Here is a 22,086-nt window from a genome sequence, read left to right as displayed (position 1 = left end):
AAAAGTCAGGTCATTAGGCTTATCCTAATGACCTGATTATAAAAAAGATAGAACTGAAGGCAGTATTTAATTGTAGTAGACATGTATATGGGTTCAGATTAAAGGTCTTGTAACCAGTGGAGAAGAAGGATGCATAAAGAGATTTTCTTAGAATTAAGAATCAAAGATGAAGTAATAGGGTGTTTTAACAAAGAACGAATTTTGCGTGAAAGAAAATTTAATCATGATTATGGAACGTTTGAAGTGCCCACTATGATATATGGTGATGGCAGAGCTTTTTTTATGAATGACAGAGAAATAGATTATAACGATTTGAAAGAACAACTAGATGGATTAAGTCCATTCTACCATATCGACTATTACGAGGAATTGGGATTTTCTGAGGAAGACTATAGGAAAGCTTCTGCTGCAATGATTGAATTTCCAATCAAATTTGAGGAATATGAAAATTTTCGTGATAGAGAAGAACTTGAATCAAAAATAGAATTGTGCGAAATTTGTAATGCATCAAAACTGAAGAGTCCCCTAATTCTTAAACTTGAACCATCATGTGCCAAGATGTTTAAATTTACCTTTTGTGGATATGCTTCTGACAGCGGAGCACAGATTCTATCTGTTCCATTATATGATTTTTTGATTAATAAGGGAATACATGAGAGTAATTTTTCTCCAGTATGCAATATAAAAAAGATGATAGTAGGGTATTGCTTAAGCGGAAATACAAATATTTTGCCCCCGAAAGCAATCTATCAAGATGGCATTAAATACGATACGCATAGGTGCGATTCTTGTGGTCGATTATCAATCACAAAGGAGTTGGCCGAGAAATTAAGTATTTCAACTAAGTTGTATCGAATAAGCGAAGATGGTTTGGCAGCTTTGGAACCCGTGAACATGACGTGGGAGTATTGGTCTTTCGAACGGAAATTGATAGTTAGCCGTGATTTATTGTTTTTAATCAAAGAATGTTGGGAAGGTGTTTTGGGATATGCAAAACCTATTTTTCCTGCATAGAGCAGTGGCATATGATTTGGTTTAATTTATGCAGATGCATTTTTGAAAAAATGAAAACGCTTGGAATGATTCCACAACGATGGGTAAGCTAGATAATTCCTGAAATATCAATGAGGCGTGAAATGGATATTAAAGAAAAAATTTATATAAGTTTTGCAGGAGTGGTTATTTTGGGGGTAAACTTGTTGCTATATTGCAAGTGGTATCCTAGTACAAGGCTTTTAATATCAATGGCGGCGGGTCTAGGATGCATGATTCTCCCATGGACAAAGGAGAAAATGATTCACAAAAATGTAATGCAAATTGAGTTGTGGGAAACCGATGAGACTGGAAAACGTTTGAATTTTCTTCGAGAACTTTCAGAGGAAGAAAAAAAGATAGTGAGTCGTATTTTCAGAAAGTTTCCACACAAAGTTAATAAAGAAAAGGGTGGAAGGATGAGCTGTGCAGGTGTTGCTTTACGTGTAATCTATAAAAAACAGAAAGAAACTCTGTATCTTACCAGGGAAAATAGCTGTTGCTTCGTAATGAGAGACAAAGTAAACGGAATCATTTTAAAAGAGCAGGAGGCGCAGCAAGTAAAGCATATTATATTTTGCGGTTCTTAGGAAGAAAAGCTTGAATTGGCGTGAATCTCAGAAATCACATAATGGCTGCCTGGAATATTCTTAGACGCTAAAAAATAATAATAGCAAAATATCTGTAACTCTTGGGGGAATTTATTCCCGAGAGTTATAGAGTTATATTCTAAGGAAACTAACTATTAAAAGTCAATAGTTTTTATATGAAAATCCGAAAAGCAATATGGAGGTTTACTGGATATACGATTAGAATCGGTTCTTCCGCAGGTATTAGTAATGCATTGAATTATTTAAGTGGTTATATTAAAAAGGGAAGATATCAAAAAATAACATATGTAATTACAAGTCTCTGTAGCTTAGGAGGAGCTATCTCACTAGCCTTGGATTATTTGAGTGATGCCAAAATTGATGAGAGAATAACAATAGATGTATGATAGATAGATTATCGGTAAAAGTGAATATGGATCAATCATTCAAACGTTTAGATAAAAAAATCTGGACAAAAGGAATGTTATCTTATGGTTAGTGAATTTGTGCATTGGTTTCATTTTTTGGATAACAAAGGATATGAACTGTTTGCCGATTATTATGTTAATAGGCTATGAGATAGTGATATTTGGATTTCTTGCAATTAAAAAGAAACTCAAATTATGGGCATTGCTTATTCCGGCATCAACAGTACTGATTCCAACAGAATATGTGTTTTATGCAGATGAGGAGACAACTAAATGGCTGAAAGTGATATTTCCAGTAATTGCGATTAGTCTTGGAATTTTAATGTGGTTATTATATATACATAGTAACAAAAGAAATTCTTACTGGGTTGTAGATTTGGTAATAATCATCATCTGTGTGATAGGAATGTTTGGACAACTAACTCAAATAAACAGTTCTTTTTATCAATCCAAATTAAAGCAGGAATATGTTGTAACTGAGAAGATGATTGTAGAAAGTTCGAGACCATTTTCAACAGTGTATTATATTACTATTAAAGCAGATGACGAAACTAAAATAGAACTTAGTATTCCTAAAAAAATGTACAAAAAATTGTCAGAGGGGACATCAGTTCAACTAACAATTTACACGGGTGCTTTTGGAATTAAATATTCAAAAAATGTACAACAAGAAATAGACAGTTTCTTGAATTAGCATTAAGACACAGACGACCAGATGGTATTATGCTGGTTATCTGAATTCTAACCAAGGGTACTTTAAATGATTGAATATGAACAAGAAAAAAGAATATATAGATTTGGCGAATCAACTGATTCGCCAAGTCCTCACAGATGAAAATATAGAAAAAATGGAAAACTGCATAAAAAGGAAATATGAATGTTATTTATATAAACCACACGTTTTAAAAGGAAAAAGAGAAATGAATAAAATGTTTGTAGATACAATCAAATCCTGTGATGCGGATAAATATTTTGAGTTATTGAATGAATATCCGTATTCGATTATCTGCTGTGGGGTATTAGAAGGTGGAGAAGAAAACTTTTTTCAGAGGGCACTAGACGGAAATATTCCTATGAGAACCTATCTTCATGGAGAAAAAGAAATTATAAATATTGTTCATAAGCTTTATGAAAACAATAAAAACGATGATATTGTGGGCTGTATAGGTGCACATGGAAACTTGGTTACTGACACATATGCAAAAAAAACATGGGGATTTGAAACAAGATTTATTTTAAACTTGCTTAGTTGGAAATGTTTATATATAGGTTATTTTGGATTGCTCCATAAAATGGTATTAGTCGGGTGTCGAGAAATGGGTGCAACATTTTTATATTTTACAGAAGAAGATATTTTTGTTTGTATTGATGCTTTACGGTGTGTTATTTTCAGCAAAACAGAAGAACAGGCACTTTCTTATATAAAAGAGATAAAGTGTGAGCACGAAGTTCGGTCATTAGTAGAGTAGTTATTAGTTTGATAAATGGGAAGCAGATGCAATAGAAATATGTAATCGTGATAAGTGCTTACAGTTATTATTTAAGTAATCTAATTCATTATTTGCTGTAAAATGATAAAAGATGACGAGAAGATTTCTTTCCAAAAAGTTGGAGCTACTAGTTTTTCATAACAGAGGCAAAAATGAAACTAAGAATGGTGGAAGTGATTAGTACGAAAAAGGAATTAATTGGAAGCTATAGTGTAAGAATCATGCCTACTGGGACGATTTGATTAAATATCATCCCAGTAGGTGTTAATGTTTAATTGCATAGAGGAGATCAGCTGTGAAAAATGTAATCAAAAAGGTTATTTTGGCATTCCTGCTTATAGTCTCATGTGTTTCTTTTTTCATGTGCGGAATAGAGCCTGAAGAGCCGTTGATAGAAAAAAGCATTGATGGAATTGCAGAATATCTTGGCTATACAGACGGTAAAGAAATAGAAATTCCGTGGGACGAAGATGGTGAAGGAGCAGGAGCAAAGGCAGGAAAAACTTTTAACTCAGAGTATGGAAAAGTAACTATTTTTGAATTTGATCCAAACTCAAGTTCGTATAATTTTTGGAAGAATGAGACAAGTACTTGTGTAGATGGTTTTGTGATACTGTTTGATTGGTCCACACCTGAAGAAATGACAGATTATGACCTTATGCGAGAATGCGAAAAAATAGAGAGCATTAAATTTAAAGAAGATGAAAATTAAAGATAATAAAAGATGATTTAGAAGACTGGCAGAGGAAATGTTGTGAGCAAATTTGACAACATAGATGATTTTTGGCTCTAATTATTTTATAAACGAAAAAGAAATCTACTTTATATATTTAGTGGCGCTTGCGCTTGTAGATAAGCTTATTTCGAGTTTGCAGGATGGGATGAAGCTTTCTAGAATATGGTGGCTATTATTAAGCTTGTGCATTATATAATTCAGTCGCGTGGCATGAAAAACAAAAAGGTGCCTGTAGAAAACAGGCGAATGCATGCGTCAACAAAACGCAGATTTTAAGGAAGGAGATAACTGCTATGACATTCGAAACGGTATATGAAATATCAAAACATCCATTTCCAACGTTTATAGTGGTGGTTTTAGGATTCCTTATTGCGATGGTGATTTATTCGATTAATCGATTCAAAGAATTTAGAGAGAAGGATGTTGTAACCTCAAAAGACTCGGTAAAATTGTTAGGAGATTTCCTGATATGCGTTTTTTTGGTTATTACACTGATTGTAGAAGGAAAAGGAGGTGGAATGCCGCAACGATATGCTAATGCATATTACAGTGGAGGTTATGAAGTTGTAGAAGGGGAAATTACTGAACGAGTTGAACCCAAAGGAGGAAATGTTAGATTTACTGTTAACGGTAAAGAATTCTCGGTTGTACGTTTCATAAATAATCCTGTACCGGAGAAAGGATATGTAAGAATTACTTACGTATGTGTGGATGATGTAGAAGAAGTCGTAAAACTGGAGGTAGCAAAAGAATAGTGCGGTTAATGTAAGGAGAAAGTAGAGACAGACGACCCAAATGGTTTGTCTCTACTTTTAACAAAGTTTAATCTGAAAGTCATGTTGTCAAAAATAAAAATACCGTCTTAAAAACGGCAGTACAGAAAAGAAATTCACCTATGATGCAGATAACAGACTGTGCATGATAACCTGCATGGAAAATGGCGCTTATACTTTCCGCCAGGACAACGGGTATAACGGGTTAGGACAGCGCACCAGTAAGTTTGTGGAGGCAGTAGGAGTATCCTTATACACCGCCTATGATTATCAGATGGGAAGCATAGTGCACACAAGTGGCTATACAAACAGAAATACTCTGAACCTTTTGGTGATGCCGGAAATATCATTGCTGCTGAACGGGATGCTGAAACTGGTAAGGATTATTACTTCTACAACAAGGATATCCGTGCCAGCACGACTAGTATTTTGGACAGCAGCGGAAACTGTGCAAACTCTTATGAATACGGTGATTTTGGTGAGACGACTGTCCACGGGAATCTGTATAACGAGATCTGCTATACCGGAGGGATTTATGATGCGAGCACTGGGCTTTGTTACCTGAATGCCAGGTATTATGACCCGGCGGATAAGAGGTTCTTGACGGAGGATACGTACAGGGGTAGTGAGAATGACCCGAATACCTTGCATTTGTATGCGTACTGTGCGAATAATCCGGTGAATTACGTTGATCCGAGTGGGCATCAGATGTTAAATGTCAGATATGGTGTACAGGTAGATTTAGGGATAGGTTCTAGATTGATGTTCCTGGATTATGGATTTGATTGGATATAGCTTAACTCAAACGTGAAGAGATTTAAGAATAAACCGGTACATATTTATACTTAATAAAAGAGGACTTGGCACGGATATGGCGAATTCTGAAAATGTGTTAGAAAAACTATTAAGAGATCCTCGAAAAATGTTAAGTGAAACTAGTTTAAAATCGGTGATAACTAAGAATATTTCTTTAACTGCAGTGTTTTTTTGATATTCGCAGATACAAAAAAAAAACAGTTATAAAAAGATAGCGGGGATAAGTCAAAGCGTGTCTATAACCATTAATCATGTAACATTATCCTTAGGCTTGAGTAACGGATCTATATCAGTAGGTGCTGGAATTAGTACTTCTAAAATGGCATATTCCTTTAACATGGCAGTATCATCATTCAATTCAGCATGGACTAAAAAATATAGAAATGTCTCAAAAACAACTATGAATCTAATTCGTGAAAAAGCTCAGGGTCGATACTCTAAATATAGAGGACGAAAATATGATATCAGAGGCGTAAGATAATATGCACATGCAAACAGTGTATGAAATACCAGAACATACTTTTCCTGATAATCTGATTCTATGCATAGTGTTTGTTTTGGGTTCAATTGGATTAGTGTATAAAGCAATACTAAAGTTTAAAGAGAGAAAATTAGACGGATGGGATTTGTTTGGTGTTTTAGGTGCCATACTTCTTGCTCCTATTGGAATTTGGGGACTTTATGATATTGCAGAAAATGGATTAGATCCTTATTCGAAAGCTTACTATGCAGGCAAATATGAAATATTAGAGGGTATATGTGAAGACTTTACCTCATTTAAGGGGAATGGCTTCCGTGTCAATGATAATTATTTCTACTATCCCAAAGGACAGCCGATTGAAAACGGAAGTAAAGTCCGCGTATACTATATTGACTTAGGTGAAGGAGAAAAGGAAACTCTGCGAGTCGATATTATTGAATAGTCGTTGATAGGAGTGTAGCATGAAGAAGATTCGTAAAATGATATTTAGAATTTTGCTGGCATTAATTGTGCTGCAGGGAGGATATTTTCTCATTGCGGAATATATGAATAAAGATATTGCATTCAATGAAGTGAAAGAAATAGGACAACTTGGCGATCATGCACAGGGAAATTTTATTCTATACACGAATCGAAATAACATTCTTACAGCTCCTTTTATTTTCGGAGAAAGGTTGTATTTGTATGACGTTGAGAATAACAAGTCATATTTGATAAAAAACCTGAAACTACCATTTCATGAATGGGGATGGAAAATGTGCATTGCCGGAGATAAAATCTTTGCTTTTGGCGGTCTTGCATGGGGTGATCCTCCTGCTGATTTACTATTGATTACTTTAAATGGTAATTGTGAAGAACTAGCATTTGACAGGGCATTTGTAGAACTTTTATCTGAGAATAAATTATATCTGGCACAATCAGTTTTTGACCAATATGAAGAATGGCATGAAAATGTAGTGGAAGTAAATCAATTTTCAGGAGAGAAAAAAGTTCTTCTTCAAAGAGAGGCATATGCTTTTGAACACTTCCAGCTATATGATAACCATTTATTTGTAGTAGATAACGAGAAACAGTGTCTGGTAATAAAAGATTTATCCAGCGGCAAGGAGACAACTCACAAATTTTTCTATGATATTTATCCGTATCAAATCCTGCGAAAATCTGATGACACTATAATTATTTTGGGCGAAGATGATAATGAAAAATATAGAGTTGCAGTATATAATTATAAAACAGGAACAGGGAGGACTGTAGCAACCCTAGAGGATGGAAAGTATGACACATTCTGGGATAACAGCTTATACAAAGATGGCTATGTTTACTGCAAAGATCTTTCCGATAACATTGTAAAAATCGATATAGAAACAGGTGTGACAGAAGTTCTAATCTCTATTGAGGAGCTTGGAAAGAGAACTGATTTTTATCAGATTGATTACTGCACAGACTATATTGTTGTACAGACTATGTATGACTATATCAAGAAGATGATAGTGTTTGATTATAGTGGAAAGAAAATTAGAACAAAGTATTTATTTAACTAATTAACATATTTTTGAGCAACTCTTCGAAGCGCCAGAAACCTTAATAGATATATAAGAATAAAAGAAGATTTTTAAATTTAAGAAGTAATGGATTGTGTTAAGTATATTAACAGTGGTTGTAGCAATAGGTGCTTTTGGTAAAAACTTATTAGAATTTAATAACAAACAGGAGATATTTTTAAATAGAGGTATTGAAAAAGATGGGAGTATATGAAGAAATAAACAAGTACAAAGATTACATAGATAAAAATATACTGGTATACTATACAAAAACCAATTTAAAAAGAATGAAAATAGATTTAATAAATAGGGATAATTTTGATAAAAAATATTCCCGTGGCGGTCTTTGCATGATACGTGGTTATTACAATCCAAGTTTAATTGAGGAAATAGTGACAATGAATATTTCAAGAGGAAACTTACTAAAAAAAGTTACAAAAAGAAGCAGACCTGATTATTGTTACTATTTTCATCAAGGAGAAATAAAGCTAGTACAGAAGCACTGTTGCGACGAAGTGGAATTTCAAAGATTTGAATGGATAGATCGAGAAGGGGATGTTGAATATTCTATTTTAACAGACCCTGATGAATTTTCAGGCATGGTTGTATCCAAATATAAAGAGGGCAAAGTAATTAGAAATAGCTTTCTAAATTCTTACTTCAGTGCAGATAGTTTTGATTTGATCTTAGAGTTTTACGAGTATGACCAGATAGGGAAATTAGTTTGCGCTGAAATGAATGACATTTCAGTATTTAATAATAAGTTATTTGAGACTAAATATAGTTTGAAATTTAATTATGATGAGAGGAATATGTTGAATGACTGTATGCTATCTATCGATGGAAAAGATGCATATCCTTGCCGTATTCCTCCTATTGTAAAGTCACTCATTACTGGAGAAGAAATACCTGAATTGCCGAGTAAAAGCCCTCTTTCCAGGGGAGAACTTCTAAAAGAACTTCGAAAGATTATTAGTAGTTGGAAAGGAGAAAACATCTATGCGATATCCCTGTTTATCAATCATGATGACAGTACTATTACAGACTTTGAGATAAGCTTTAATCACGAGGAAGGACAAATTGGAGAAGAACGCTGGAACTACGCCTTCTGGGAGCAGGATGGAATTACACTTGATTATTTACTTGAACATCGAAATGTAAAGTGGAAAAAGCTTTTGGATTTATGCGCTGTGTCAATAAAACAGCTGCAAAAGGAAAACTTTTTAAAGGAAACATTTGGAAAAGATATTGCGGTTATTATCCACGGATATGAATATGAGGACATAGAATTGGAAGCAACCAGAAACGCAAATCCCAATGGACAGGCAGAAGAGTTTTTTGATGCATTGAAGAATTACCGTTGAAGAAAGAAAAAGATAGAACAACTCTTAGTAAATCTTAATTTTTTCAACACAATAGCGATAACTTTTTTTCACAGAATCGTCACATTCTATTGGTATACTGAGAGTGTCAAAAGGAGATAGGGTTACAGATTATTTCTTTTGAACGTTCTTTCTTAATTAATATCGCAGCCAAAAGGCTCTACCTAAAAGGTGGAGCCTTTTGGTGTGTTTTTGCATTTTGGACTAGTCCAAAATGCTTTTTTTAATTTTTTGGTACTTTATATTGAGTCTTTTTTTCGTATAATAAAAAAAGATATCATAACTATTTTAAAAATTTTCTAAAAAGGAGAAAGAAAAATGAGCGGAGAAAGTAAGCTTAAAAAGCATATGTTTCACCTGGTGATTATCACCATCGCAGGCGCTATGATTTATGGTATGCCATATTTCAGATCATATTTCTATGACGCCTATCTGGAAACATATCATTTAAACAACACGCAGATGGGTACTTTCGGTTCCATGTTTGGTATTTTTGGAATGATTTCCTATTTATTCGGCGGTGTTGTTGCCGACATGGTTTCCACCAGGAAGCTGATGTCAGTATCTTTGATTTTGACTGGACTTGGTGGAATTTTGCACCTGCTGAATCCTAACTACGTAATGCTGCTGGGTATTTACGCATTATGGGGATTCACTTCCTTGTTCGCATTCTGGCCATCCCTTCTGAAGAGTCTTCGTGAGATTTCCAACGAAAACGAACAGAGTAAAGCATACGGATTTATGGACGGTGGAAGAGGTCTGGTATATGCAGTTGACGGTATTGCGATTGTTTCTATCTTTGGATATTTCAGCAAAAAAGCAGGCGACGCCGCAGGACTTAATGGTGTAATTGTATATTATTCTGCAATTGCAATCGCACTTGGCATACTGCTGTTCTTCATCATGAAAGAAAATAAACCGGATACAACAGAAAAAGTTGGTGAACAGAAAGAAAAAATCAGCCTTGCACAGGTAAAAGAAGTTATCAAGATGCCAGCTGTATGGATTCTGTCTGCAATCCTCTGCTGTACTTATGTAATGAACATTGCATTCTACTATTTTACACCGTATGCAACTTCCAGATTTGGAATGGCGGCAACAGCAGGTGCATTTGTTACAATCGCTGCACAGTATGTAAGACCTATCGCTGCATTTGGCGGTGGCGCTATTGCTGACAAACTGGGAAGATCCAAGGTTATGTATGTTACGTTCTCTATGATGGCTCTGGGTACACTTTTGATGGTGGTTATGGGCAATATGAGTTCTACTTTATTCATCGTGCTTTGTATCATGATTTATGCAGGTATGTACGGTGGTTACATCATGGTATTCTCCATGATGGATGAAGGTGGTGTGCCTATCAGAGTTGCAGGTACTGCAATCGGTTTAGTATGTACACTGGGCTATTTGCCGGAAGTTATCGTTCCGTTCTGCTCCGGTAAGATTCTGGATACTTTCGGAGAAAGCGGTTATCGTTATCTGTTCATTGCAATCGTAGCTATTATGATTGTTGGTATCCTGATGCTAACTGTTTGGGACAGATATGTAAAAAAACTGAGAGCCCAAAACGCATAACCTCTTGCATAATTCGGCGCAGAAGTTTAAAATAATATAAACGACGAATGGAGAAGGCTTTTTGCGCAGAAACCCGTGTGAAAAGCCTTTTTACACAAAAAAAGGGATTGCTTTAGCAGAATAGGATGTGATAGGGTGAAGCTAAAGATCGATAAGGGCAGCAGCATACCGATTTATAAGCAAATCGCACGAGAAATCGAGAAGAAGATTTTATGGGAAGAACTTCCATCAGGCTATAAACTTCCTGCGGAGCGGCGTTTGGCAGAAGAAATCGGCGTCCATCGAAATACTATCATCAAGGCATATGATGTGCTTATTGCTAAGGAACTGTGTGTGGTGTCCAGGGAAAAACCTAAGGGCTACTTTGTCAAGGTTCCGCAGGAAAGCCAGGAGTTTGGAAAGCGTTTTTTTCCTTTAGAAAAAGCTTTTCGCTACGAGTTTCGCAAAGCTGAGAAGCGGTTTAACGACATTTACTGGAAGTCTGAGCCCGATGAGCAGATCCCTTTTGGCGGTTTGATTATGGACAGAAGGTTAAATCCTGTGCAGGGGATGGAGCATGTGGTTTCCAGAATTTTTGACAGCAGTAAGGTTGCCAGCACGAAGGAGTTTCTGCAGGAGACAGAGAGACTTCGAGAAAACGTCAGAAAGCTTTTGACCAATCAGAACATCTATGTGACTACAAAAAATATCCAAATCTTAGCAGAGAGCAATCAAACAATCACTTATCTGATGATTATGTATCTGCGAGAAGGCGACTGTATTGTGGCAGAGGCGCCTATGGTGCCGGACAATTACAGCATTTTTTATAATCGAGGTATTGAAGTTATCACGATTCCTATGGACGAGGACGGCATGAAGATGGATCTTTTGGAGGAGGCTCTCAGAGAGCGGAAGCCGAAGTTCATCTATACGCAGCCAAACTATCACAATCCGACAGGAATTACCATGTCTCTTGCCAAGCGCCAGACATTGCTTCGCCTTGCAAATACCTATAATGTGCCGGTTATTGAAGAAGATTATCAGAAAGATTTTGTTTATAGCGATCATCAAATTCCAAGTCTTTATGCCTTAGATGCAAATAAAATGGTCATCTATGTAGATACTTTTACGCTGACCTTTCCGTATATGATGAAAATCGGCTATGCAGTGGGACCGCCGGACTTGATGTATATGATGGGGTATGCTCTTAGCGTGGACGAGACTACTATCGGAGGAATCGGTCAATATTTTCTCAACGAGTATATCGAATCGGGTGAGTTTGAAAAGCATATCAGGTGTGTACAGCAGGTTTACAGTGCCAGGCTTAATCTTCTTTGTGAGGAGCTTGATAAGATTAGTGCCAAAGGTATTACTTATAAGAAGCCTAAAGGCGGGCTGCTTTTGTGGTGCACTTTGGAGAACGGTATAAATGAAAGAGAACTTTTTAGAATTGCTGAAGAAAAAGGTGTTCTAATAACACCCGGCTGGGTGTTTTATGATAACAGTCACAGTAGGAAAGGGCATATTAGGTTGTGTTTTTCTAATGTGACAGATGAGCAGATCAGGCGAGGCGTTGCACTGCTGGGGCAGGCCTTGGATGAATGCAAAAGAGTAAAAGATAGGAGAAGAGAAGAATGAATCAATTTGTTGAGTACAGAAGAGAATTCCATCATTATCCGGAAATCGGCTGGAGAGAAATCAGAACCAGTGCCAGAATTGCTGAAATTCTGGAGAAGGAAGGCTACAAATGCCTGATGGGAACCGATGTAATCAATGTCGATACTGTTGGCTTTGAAATGCTTTCTGATGAAGAGAAAAAGGCGGAAATGGAAAGAGCCGTTGCGCAGGGTGCAAAACCGGAATACGTAGAAAGAACGGAAGGCTATCCAGGTGTCATCGCAGAACTGGACACCGGAAAAGAAGGTCCTGTGACCGCATTTCGTTTCGATATAGACTGTTTGCCTTATGAAGAACCGCAGAAAGAAGGCTTCAGACCATTTGATGAGGGGTATATTTCCTGCAACAAAGACTGCGTCCACGCTTGCGGTCACGATGCACACACAGCTATCGGTATCGGTCTTGCATGGGAACTGATGAAGAGAAAAGACCAGCTGAAAGGGAAAATGCGTATCATTTTCCAGCCGGCAGAAGAACGCTACAACGGTGCACAGTCCATCGTCGACAAAGGCCATCTGGACGATGCGATGAACTTTATTTCTGTACACATGGCGCTGACTGCAGAGGGATGGCCGCTGCCATCCAATACCATCGCCTGCGGCTGCAAGGACTTCTTAAGTGACGATCAGATTGATGTTACTTTCCACGGTACAGCGGCACACCCGTGCGGCGCTTCTCAGAACGGAAAGAACGCTCTTCTGGCAGCCTGCACAGCGGCACTGAATCTCCACGCAATCGCGCCCCACGAAGAGGGACTTTGCAGAGTCAATGTAGGCATCCTCAACGCAGGTGTTGTAGTAAATACCATCGCGCCTAACGCGTTTATGAGCATTGAGTACAGAGGACAGACCAGAACTATCGCTGCTTATGCCCGCAAAAGAGTGTTTGACATTCTGGATGGTGCTGCAAAGGCGTACGATATGGAATACACCTATGAGGACTTCGGTGAAATTCCGGCAGCCCAGAGCAGTGACGCCATGATGGAAGTCATCGAAAGAGCTGCGAAGAAAGTGCCTTGGTTTGAAAAAATCCACTTTGAGGGAAACGTTGGCGGAACTGACGATGCTTCTGTCATGATTAACAAGGTACAGGATAACGGCGGTATCGCTACCTACGTAGGAATCGGCTGTGACACTACCCAGACGCTTCACAGTCCGGAGTTTGACCTTGACGAAGATTCCATTCCTGCAGCCATCGAAATGCTGGTGCATGCAGTGGAAGAACTGAATATGTAATGATACAGATGTAGAAGATGTAAAGGCTGCGCTTTGGGAAAACCCGGCGCAGCCTTTTTAAAATTCTTTCCGTTATCTATTCCGTTTACAGTTTTGATTTGGTATACTAAAGAGGTCATAATATAATAAAGAAACGGAAATTCTGATTAAATGAAAGACAGTGAAAACATTTTCTTATATGCAAAAACTGATGCGGATGCTGCGGTTATCCGTGATATAGAGGAGCGGCTGGGCGTTGAAGCAGTGCGGGAGCAGGAAGGGGAACCTTTGGATATTGCACCTGCGTACCTGCAAATAGACCGGGACGGTCTGTCACTGATCGAAAACGGTCATGGGCTGCGCGGTGATTTCAGAAAGCTGCAGCCACGGCTCAAACCAAACAATTTGAACGGAGAGCTTTTAGTAAAAGCAGCCAGGTTTAAAGGCGCAAAGGACGGAGAAATGCTGAGCGCAGTGGATGCAACCGCAGGCTTGGGAGAGGATGCATTTCTGCTTGCAGGAGCAGGATTTCAAGTGAATCTCTATGAACGAAATCCGGTGATTGCGGCGCTTCTTTATGATGTGCTGCGCCGAGGCCTTGCAGAGCCTGCGCTGGAGCAGGTTATAAGCCGGATGCAGCTGCACAGCGAGGACAGTATTAAAGCGTTGGAAGAACAGACAGTACATCCGGATGTCGTGGTTCTTGACCCTATGTTTCCAAAGAGACAGAAAAGCGGCCTCATTAAGAAGAAGTTTCAGCTGCTGCAGCAGCTGGAGCAGCCCTGCGCTGAAGAGGATGCACTGCTTCAGGCAGCGATTTCCTGCGGCCCACGCAGAATCGTGATTAAAAGGCCGCTGAAAGGCCCGTATCTGGCAGGCGTAAAGCCGAGCTACTCAATTAAGGGAAAATCCGTCAGGTATGACTGTATCGTCCTGACGCGGTAAGCTGGGCATGCGGAGTTGTGCAGACTGATTGTTTTTACTAAAAACTCTTGAAATTTATATGCGGTAAATGGTATGATGATAAAGCTTGAATCTGACTATGGGAGAATCAGGAGATTAACTATATAGAAAACGAATGTGCTTTTCTGCAAAAACAAAACTGCGGAAAACATGCATACAAAGAGGAGGACTCTTCATGGCTTTTTTACAGGAAAGTGAATGGATGTTTTTAAATGAAATTGCATATAATGTGTCTTTTATTTATTCTTTTGATGAAATGCGAAGAACAGCGCTAAAATGGCTTCATATGCTGGTGGGATTTGACGGCGGCGTATTCGCTTTGGTAGAGGAAGAACAGATAAAGAACAGTATTTCATATGGGCTGGATGAAAAAGAAACAGAGATTTTTGAAAAGACTGCAGGAGAAGGTAATCCTCTTCAGTGGCTGCAGATCAGCGGACGCAGTGCAGCCTGGGTGCAAAGCGAGCTTCTGTCCGATGAGGCTATGGAAAAGTCTGATTTTTATCAAAAATTTTATTTGCCGCAGCAATTTCGATATGCCATGGGTATGAACATTGTTTTTCGCGAAGAAGTGGTAGGTATGATTACTTTTTATAGAAAAAGAGAAAGTGGAGATTTTACCAAACGAGAACTCTTTATTATGGACCAGCTTCAAAAACATCTGGCTTACCGGCTGTATTATGAGGCAAAGAAAGGAGATACCCGTTATTTCTTTGCCAAAGGCTATCATGAGCGTATCAGTAAAGAATTTGGCCTTACAGGCAGAGAGTCCGAACTGCTTGATTACGCAGTAAAAGGATACAGCAATGAACGCATTGCGGATTTGATGCATATCAGTGTAAATACCGTCAAAAAGCATTTGCACAGCCTCTATGAAAAAATGCACGTAAAAAATCGAGTACAGTTACTCCAAAGTCTGCCGCTATCTACAGACAAAATTAATTTTGATGAATTATAAGCGCTTATATGAGTGGTTATTCTGAAATGAAAAACAGAATAACCATTTTTTAATGCAAAAAATTATTACTTTGGATACTTTTTTTATCTAAAAGTACTATTAAAATCAAAAAACTATCCAAAAAAATCAAACGAGTGCGCGATTTTACCTGTGTATCGGAATTGGTATAGTAAAGGTAGAAATCTGTGGAAAGGATGAGTTTGGATATGAGAGAACACTTACAAAAAGCCGGTATCATACCGGTTATCAAGCTGGAAGAAACTGAAAAAGCAGCACGTCTGGCGCAGGCATTGCGAGAGGGAGGCATTAATTGTGCAGAAGTTACTTTCAGAGCGCAGGGTGCAGAGAATGCTATTGAAGCAATGCTGTCGGCATATCCGGATATGCTTGTTGGAGCAGGTACGGTGCTGACTGTGCAAGAAGCGGAAAGAGCTGCTGCTGCCGGTGCTAAATTTATTGTCAGTCCCGGTTTTGATGAGAAAATTGTTGATTTTGCACTGGAGAGAGGAATATTTCCGCTGCCCGGCTGTGTGACGCCGACTGAAATCCAGATGGCGCTGAGGCAGGGCCTTTCTGTTGTAAAGTTTTTTCCGGCAGTTCAGTTTGGCGGAATTAAAACAATCTCTGCTTTGGCAGGACCTTTTAGCTCTATCCGGTTTGTGCCTACAGGAGGTGTGTCCTTGAATAATCTTGAAGAGTATTTACAGGAGAAAAGTATTATTGCATGCGGAGGTTCGTTTATGGTAAAAGAACAGCTTCTAAAAGAAAGTAATTGGGATGCAGTAACAGAGCTAAGTAAGAATGCAATGGAAATTGTGAATCGCGTAAGACAAAGATAGATAATCGGATGACAATGATTGGAGGTAAAACATGAAGAAAATTGTAACATTTGGTGAAATCATGCTGAGACTGGCGCCTAAAGGCTATCTTAGATTTATGCAGGAACCTGAGTTTCAGGCAACTTTTGGAGGGGGAGAAGCTAATGTGGCTGTTTCTCTGGCAAACTATGGATTAAATGCAGCATTTGTGACTAAACTACCTGATAATCCAATTGGACGAGCAGCTGTAAAGGAACTTCGCAGGCATTGTGTAGATGTAAGCTGTATAAAAAAAGGTGGGAACCGGGTTGGTATCTATTACTTGGAAAAGGGCGCGTCACAAAGACCGTCAAAAGTAGTTTATGATAGAGCACACTCTGCGATTGCAGAAGCAGAAAGGGAAGATTTTGACTGGAATGAAATATTCAGGGACACTGAATGGTTTCATTTTACCGGAATTACTCCGGCGCTTTCATCTAATACAGCTGCAATCTGTCTGGATGCAGTAAAGGCTGCAAAGGAAAGAAATATTACCGTCAGCTGTGACTTGAATTTTCGTAAGAATTTGTGGACCAGTGAAAGAGCAGGAGAGGTCATGGGTCAGCTTATGAAGTATGTTGACGTATGTATTGCCAATGAAGAAGACGCCGAAAAGGTCTTCGGTATTGCGGCAGCATCTTCTGATATTGCAGGCGGCAGACTGAATCATGACGGTTACAGAGACGTTGCGAAGCAGCTGGCAGATCGTTTCGGATGCAAATATGTAGCAATCACCTTGCGAACCAGTATTTCTGCCAGCGATAACAGATGGGCAGCAATGCTGTATAATGGTGAATCTGCAATGTTTTCCAGAGAATACCCGGTTCATATTGTTGATCGGGTAGGAGGCGGCGACAGTTTTGGCGGAGGTTTAATCTATGGACTGTATACCGGTATGTCTGATAGGGAGGCACTGGAATTTGCAGTAGCTGCCTCATGTCTGAAACATACTGTAGAGGGAGATTTTAATCTGGTATCTGTAGAAGAAGTTCTGGCATTGGCAGCAGGTGATGGATCGGGAAGAGTGCAAAGATAACAGATAAAAAGGAGATATAGCTTATGAACATGATATCAGATAATACTAAGTCAATCCAATATTCCAAAATCAGAAAAATGTTTAATAAAGCATTGGAGTATGAAAATCCCATTAGTTTTACTATCGGCGAGCCGGACTTTACGGCATCGGAAAACATTGTTGCTGCCGGCTGCAGGGCTATGCAGGAAGGAAAAAGCAAGTATTCAGAGAATGCAGGAATTCTGCCGCTCCGTAAAGCAGTCAGCGCATATTTAAAAGCAGAGCTGGGTTTGGATTACAATCCGGTCAGTGAAATTACCATGACACCCGGCGCTATGGCGGCATTATATCAGGGGCTGAAGGTTATCCTGAATCCGGGAGACGAAGTCATTGTAATAGAACCCTGCTGGACTAACTATTTACAGCAGATTCTCATGTGCGGCGGCGTTCCTGTCAGTGTCTGTGCAGATATGGAAAATGGATTTTCCCTTGATATAGAGGCGGTCAAAGCAGCGATTAGCGAAAAAACAAAAGCAGTTATTATTAATTCACCTTGCAATCCAACGGGTACAGTACTTGAAAAATCCGTTTTGGAAGAACTGGCTGCTTTAGCCGTAACGCACGATCTTCTGGTCATCAGTGACGAGGTGTATAAGCACATTGTTTTTGATGACGTAAAGTTTACCAGTATTGCCGCTCTTCCCGGAATGCAAAACCGCACCCTTGTGATTGATAGTTTTTCAAAGACTTTTGCGATGACGGGATTTCGTGTGGGATATGCGGCAGGTCCTGCAGAGATTATTGCGAATATCACCAAGCTGCAGGAGAACATCAGTGCCTGTGTTGCGATGCCGAGCCAGTACGCTGCTGTGGAAGCCCTTACAGGAAGCCGCGAGCATCTGAACTATATGGTAAAGTGCTATAAAGAGCGCAGAGACTATTTAGCCGGACGTCTTTCGACTATGCCGATGGTTCATTATGAACCATCCAAAGGAACATTTTATGCGTTTGTGTCAATTAAAGATACGGGCCTTTCCAGCAGTGAATTCGCAGAAAAACTGCTGGAAGATAAGCAGGTTGTTGTTGTTCCGGGTGATGCTTTTGGAAATTATGGAGAAGGATATATTCGTATTTCGTTTGCTACATCTATGGAACAGATTACAAAAGGAATGGATGCATTGGAAATATTTCTCAATGAACTTGCAGAGGCGGGTGAAAACCAATGAGCGTCAGGATAGAACGTTTAATGGAAGATTTGAAAAAACTGGGAAGTATTGGATTTGTACCGGGAAAAGGTGCAAATCGCATGGCCTACAGTAAAAATTTCTATGAGGGAAGGGATTTTGTCAGAAAAAAAATGGAAGAGGCAGGACTGATGACCTGTATTGATGCTGTGGGAAATCTGACCGGAGTTCTTCCTTCCTCAACAGGCAGGTGCAAACAGAAGATTGCCATGGGCTCACATATTGATACTGTGCCAAATGGAGGTATTTACGATGGAGCTTTAGGTGTTCTGGGCGCTGTTGAGGCGGTACGGGTTCTAAGGGAAGAAGGATGGAAGAACGATCATCCGATAGAAATAATAGCATTTAATGAAGAAGAGGGAAATGTGGTTGGCGGAACTTTTGGCAGCAAAGCATTTGCCGGAGCACCTTTAGAGGAATCCATGATAAAGCCGATGGCGGAGCGGCATATTTCCAGGGAGGATTTTGCCAGCTGCAAACGTAATAAGAATGATTATTTGGTTTATTTGGAATATCATATTGAGCAGGGTGGAATCCTGGAGTCTGAGGGAAAAACCATTGGAATTGCCGAAGGTATTTTTGGTATTCTGCGTTATAAGGCCACAGTAAGGGGTGATGCGAATCATGCCGGGAGCACACCTATGAGACTTAGAAATGATGCTATGGAAAAGACCTGCCGGATTATTACCGACTTAATGGACAGCGTGCGGGAAACCGGAAATACCATGGTGTGTACAGTAGGTACTATGAGTGTAACTCCCGGCGCTGTCAATGTGATTCCGGGTGAGACACAGTTTATCATCGAGCTCCGCGACAAGTCGATGAACCGGATGTATGATGTCATCAAGCAGCTTCTGGCAAGGTGGAAGGATAAAGGACTATCAGTAGAAGAGTTTATTAAACAACCGGAAACCGTTTGCAGTCCGCAGCTCTGCGAAATTGTTGAGAAAGCTGCAGAGGAGCTCGATTATTCGTCTATGAGAATGTATAGCGGCGCAGGTCATGATCTGATTAATATGAGTTTTCTGGTACCTTCTGCACTGATTTTTATTCCGAGCAGAAACGGAATCAGTCACCGATTTGACGAATACTCAGATCCGGATCATATCAGAGATGGTGCTGAGGTTCTTTTGAGAACATTACAGAAAATAGATAGGGGGGCATTTGAATGAAGATTAAATTAATTAATCCCAATACAACACAGTCAATGACGGACAGTATTTACAATATGGCAGTAAGATATGCGGATGCAGACACGGAAATCACGGCAGTAAGCCCATTAACAGGGCCTGACAGCATCGAGTGTTATGTTGATGAGTATCTGGCGGTTCCCGGAGTAATTCAGGAAGTAATAAAAGGAGATAAAGAAGAAAATGCAGATGCATTTATTATTGCCTGCTTTGGTGATCCGGGTCTTGCTGCAGCCAGAGAAGTGACAGAAAAACCTGTCCTGGGGATATGTGAGTCTGCAATTACTACAGCGAAGTTTATTGCTCCGTATTTTAGTGTGGTGTCTGTACTGGATCGTTCACGGAAGGTAACAGAGGATGTTGTTAAGGCTTATGGCGCTGAAAGCTTTTGCAGGTCTATCAGAACCACAGGGCTTTCTGTATTGGAATTCGGAAAAAATCCTGAGAAAGGCCTTAAGGCTTTAGCAGAGCAAGGCAGAAGAGCAGTTGAGGAAGATGGCGCAGAGTGTATTCTTTTAGGATGCGCCGGCTTTGTGGATTTTGTCGACAGGCTGCGCGAGGAATTGGGTGTGCCTGTGCTGGATGGAGTGATGCCTGCAGTAAAACTGGCGGAGGCACTGGTCAAAATGAACGTAAAGACCAGTAAAGCAAATACATGGAAAGCGCCGGAGGTAAAAGAAATTAAAGGATTTAATGGGATTGTGGATTTATAAGAACATTGAAAGGACATGAGCATATGAGAACTTTGATTAAAAACGGTACAATTGTTACAGACAGAAATGAATTCATCGGTGAGGTTTTGATTGAAGATGAAAAAATAATCGCCATAGGTCAAAATCTTAATACGAGCGCAGATAAGATTATTGATGCAAAAGATAAGCTGGTAATGCCCGGAGGAGTAGACCAGCACACGCATTTTTCTGCGCTTTGCAATGTAGGCGACAGAGACACAGCAGGTTATGAGACAACGGATTCGGCTATCGTGGGAGGTACAACCACGATTATAGATTTTGCTCCACAGGATCCGGACACAGGGCTGCTTGATTCTATCGACTATCGGATTAATGTCCGCGCAAAAAATAAGGCCTGCGTGGATTTTTCCCTTCATGCAATGGTGACTTATCTTATGGACAGCATTTTTGATGAAATTGATGAATTCCCGGAGAGAGGAATTTCCAATATCAAAATCTTTATGGCTTACAATGGTTCACCTCTTCATGTTGATGATGGATCTTATTATCGTATTTTGGAAAAGGCAAAGAAGGTAGGTGCAACTGTCTTTGTTCATGCTGAAAATGGTGAAATTCTGGACTTTTTGAGAAATGAATGTGTAAAAAAAGGACAGTTGACACCGAAGTATCACTACGTTTCAAGACCGCCGTTTACTGAAGCGGAGGGTGTACGCAGGGCGGCTTATTTAGCAGGAAAAGTGGGAACCCCTTTATATATCGCACATGTAACCTGTCGTGAAGCGCTGGATGAAATTGTGGAAGCAAAGGGAAAAGGAATCAATATTAACGGTGAAACCTGTACACACTATCTGACTACTACAAAAGAGGCACTTGAGAATCCTGATTTTAATGAGGCTGCAAAGTATGTCTGCTCACCGGCGCTTCGCGATCAGGAAGATATCGATGCGCTATGGGAAGCTTTGAACAGTGGTCTGCTCACCGGTATTTCTTCGGATCACTGCGGTATTGATGTAGCAGAGTTGAAACAAGCCGGCAGAGAAGACTTTACACAGATTCCAAACGGTTCACCGGGAGCAGGAGATCGTTTCTCTATGATTTGGACTTATGGTGTAGAAACCGGAAAAATATCGAGACAAAAATTTGTGGAACTGATAGCCACCGGACCGGCAAAGATTAACGGAATTTTTCCGCAAAAAGGGACTTTGGAGGTTGGATCTGATGCAGATATTGTTATATTTGACCCGGCATGGACAGGTGAGGTACATCTGGCAGACAATCCTAATGGGGTGGATTACAATCTTTATGAAGGAAGAAAGCAGATCGGCAAGGTAGAAACTGTGCTGCTTCGCGGCAGGATTGCAGTGGAGAATGGAAAATTTGTCGGAGAGTACGGAATGGGACATTTTATTCCTGCAAAAATGTATGCCGGATGCTATACAGGTATTTAGTTTAA

At 39.5% G+C, this 22,086-nt stretch carries 23 protein-coding genes; all 23 read left to right on the top strand.

The window, feature by feature from the left end:
• The first annotated feature begins 129 nt into the window (after window positions 1-129).
• The 23 genes from NFR88_RS12975 to hydA all read left to right on the top strand — a co-directional run bounded on the left by NFR88_RS12975 (window position 130) and on the right by hydA (window position 22,081).
• Window positions 130-1,014: a hypothetical protein gene (locus tag NFR88_RS12975; RefSeq protein ID WP_251616536.1), complete on the top strand. Its 885-nt coding sequence runs from the start codon at window positions 130-132 to the stop codon at window positions 1,012-1,014.
• A 122-nt stretch (window positions 1,015-1,136) separates the two neighbouring features.
• Window positions 1,137-1,622: a hypothetical protein gene (locus tag NFR88_RS12970; RefSeq protein ID WP_251616533.1), complete on the top strand. Its 486-nt coding sequence runs from the start codon at window positions 1,137-1,139 to the stop codon at window positions 1,620-1,622.
• Between the two features lie 176 nt (window positions 1,623-1,798).
• The gene (locus tag NFR88_RS12965; RefSeq protein ID WP_251616530.1) at window positions 1,799-2,029 is read left to right on the top strand and encodes a hypothetical protein; all 231 of its coding nucleotides are present in this window, start codon (window positions 1,799-1,801) and stop codon (window positions 2,027-2,029) included.
• A gap of 154 nt (window positions 2,030-2,183) precedes the next feature.
• Window positions 2,184-2,744, top strand: a complete 561-nt coding sequence (locus NFR88_RS12960; protein WP_251616527.1) for a DUF2500 domain-containing protein — start codon at window positions 2,184-2,186, stop codon at window positions 2,742-2,744.
• A gap of 76 nt (window positions 2,745-2,820) precedes the next feature.
• On the top strand, window positions 2,821-3,519 hold the full coding sequence (locus tag NFR88_RS12955; RefSeq protein ID WP_251616524.1) for a hypothetical protein: 699 nt from the start codon (window positions 2,821-2,823) through the stop codon (window positions 3,517-3,519).
• A gap of 316 nt (window positions 3,520-3,835) precedes the next feature.
• On the top strand, window positions 3,836-4,252 hold the full coding sequence (locus NFR88_RS12950; RefSeq protein ID WP_251616522.1) for a hypothetical protein: 417 nt from the start codon (window positions 3,836-3,838) through the stop codon (window positions 4,250-4,252).
• Window positions 4,253-4,569: 317 nt separating this feature from the next.
• Window positions 4,570-5,031, top strand: a complete 462-nt coding sequence (locus tag NFR88_RS12945; protein ID WP_251616519.1) for a hypothetical protein — start codon at window positions 4,570-4,572, stop codon at window positions 5,029-5,031.
• Window positions 5,032-5,194: 163 nt separating this feature from the next.
• Window positions 5,195-5,614, top strand: a complete 420-nt coding sequence (locus NFR88_RS12940; protein WP_251616569.1) for a hypothetical protein — start codon at window positions 5,195-5,197, stop codon at window positions 5,612-5,614.
• On the top strand, window positions 5,551-5,844 hold the full coding sequence (locus NFR88_RS12935) for an RHS repeat-associated core domain-containing protein (RefSeq protein WP_251616567.1): 294 nt from the start codon (window positions 5,551-5,553) through the stop codon (window positions 5,842-5,844). Before NFR88_RS12940 ends, NFR88_RS12935 begins: the two co-directional genes overlap by 64 nt.
• Window positions 5,845-6,347: 503 nt before the next feature.
• Entirely contained in the window at window positions 6,348-6,788 is a 441-nt protein-coding gene (locus tag NFR88_RS12930) for a hypothetical protein (protein WP_251616516.1), read from the top strand.
• Between the two features lie 103 nt (window positions 6,789-6,891).
• On the top strand, window positions 6,892-7,887 hold the full coding sequence (locus tag NFR88_RS12925; RefSeq protein WP_251616514.1) for a DUF5050 domain-containing protein: 996 nt from the start codon (window positions 6,892-6,894) through the stop codon (window positions 7,885-7,887).
• A gap of 200 nt (window positions 7,888-8,087) precedes the next feature.
• Window positions 8,088-9,251, top strand: coding sequence for a hypothetical protein (locus tag NFR88_RS12920; protein ID WP_251616512.1), 1,164 nt, complete (start codon window positions 8,088-8,090; stop codon window positions 9,249-9,251).
• Between the two features lie 336 nt (window positions 9,252-9,587).
• Entirely contained in the window at window positions 9,588-10,844 is a 1,257-nt protein-coding gene (locus tag NFR88_RS12915) for an MFS transporter (RefSeq protein WP_251616501.1), read from the top strand.
• Window positions 10,845-10,979: 135 nt separating this feature from the next.
• Window positions 10,980-12,461: an aminotransferase-like domain-containing protein gene (locus NFR88_RS12910; protein ID WP_251616499.1), complete on the top strand. Its 1,482-nt coding sequence runs from the start codon at window positions 10,980-10,982 to the stop codon at window positions 12,459-12,461.
• The gene (locus NFR88_RS12905) at window positions 12,458-13,735 is read left to right on the top strand and encodes an amidohydrolase (protein WP_161907585.1); all 1,278 of its coding nucleotides are present in this window, start codon (window positions 12,458-12,460) and stop codon (window positions 13,733-13,735) included. The genes NFR88_RS12910 and NFR88_RS12905 overlap by 4 nt, the downstream gene beginning before the upstream one ends.
• Window positions 13,736-13,885: 150 nt before the next feature.
• A complete protein-coding gene (locus tag NFR88_RS12900; RefSeq protein ID WP_160202870.1) occupies window positions 13,886-14,659 on the top strand; it encodes a class I SAM-dependent methyltransferase in 774 nt (257 codons plus the stop codon).
• Window positions 14,660-14,852: 193 nt separating this feature from the next.
• Entirely contained in the window at window positions 14,853-15,635 is a 783-nt protein-coding gene (locus tag NFR88_RS12895) for a helix-turn-helix domain-containing protein (protein ID WP_160202869.1), read from the top strand.
• 206 nt (window positions 15,636-15,841) lie between these two features.
• Window positions 15,842-16,474, top strand: a complete 633-nt coding sequence (locus NFR88_RS12890) for a bifunctional 4-hydroxy-2-oxoglutarate aldolase/2-dehydro-3-deoxy-phosphogluconate aldolase (RefSeq protein ID WP_243151101.1) — start codon at window positions 15,842-15,844, stop codon at window positions 16,472-16,474.
• A 31-nt stretch (window positions 16,475-16,505) separates the two neighbouring features.
• The gene (locus NFR88_RS12885; RefSeq protein WP_160202868.1) at window positions 16,506-17,528 is read left to right on the top strand and encodes a sugar kinase; all 1,023 of its coding nucleotides are present in this window, start codon (window positions 16,506-16,508) and stop codon (window positions 17,526-17,528) included.
• Between the two features lie 23 nt (window positions 17,529-17,551).
• Window positions 17,552-18,733, top strand: a complete 1,182-nt coding sequence (locus tag NFR88_RS12880) for a pyridoxal phosphate-dependent aminotransferase (protein WP_160202867.1) — start codon at window positions 17,552-17,554, stop codon at window positions 18,731-18,733.
• Window positions 18,730-19,923 (top strand): M20 family metallo-hydrolase, encoded by a 1,194-nt coding sequence (locus tag NFR88_RS12875; RefSeq protein ID WP_160202866.1) that lies wholly within the window; start codon window positions 18,730-18,732, stop codon window positions 19,921-19,923. The genes NFR88_RS12880 and NFR88_RS12875 overlap by 4 nt, the downstream gene beginning before the upstream one ends.
• The gene (locus tag NFR88_RS12870) at window positions 19,920-20,654 is read left to right on the top strand and encodes an aspartate/glutamate racemase family protein (RefSeq protein ID WP_243151100.1); all 735 of its coding nucleotides are present in this window, start codon (window positions 19,920-19,922) and stop codon (window positions 20,652-20,654) included. Before NFR88_RS12875 ends, NFR88_RS12870 begins: the two co-directional genes overlap by 4 nt.
• 23 nt (window positions 20,655-20,677) lie before the next feature.
• Complete coding sequence (gene hydA / locus NFR88_RS12865; protein WP_160202865.1) at window positions 20,678-22,081, top strand: dihydropyrimidinase; 1,404 nt, start codon at window positions 20,678-20,680, stop codon at window positions 22,079-22,081.
• The last annotated feature ends 5 nt before the right edge of the window (window positions 22,082-22,086 follow it).

Source organism: Senimuribacter intestinalis, from assembly GCF_943192965.1.
GTDB classification, from domain to species: domain Bacteria; phylum Bacillota; class Clostridia; order Peptostreptococcales; family Anaerovoracaceae; genus Senimuribacter; species Senimuribacter intestinalis.
Note: the sequence above shows the minus strand (reverse complement) of the source record. Positions and strands in the feature narration are given on the sequence as shown.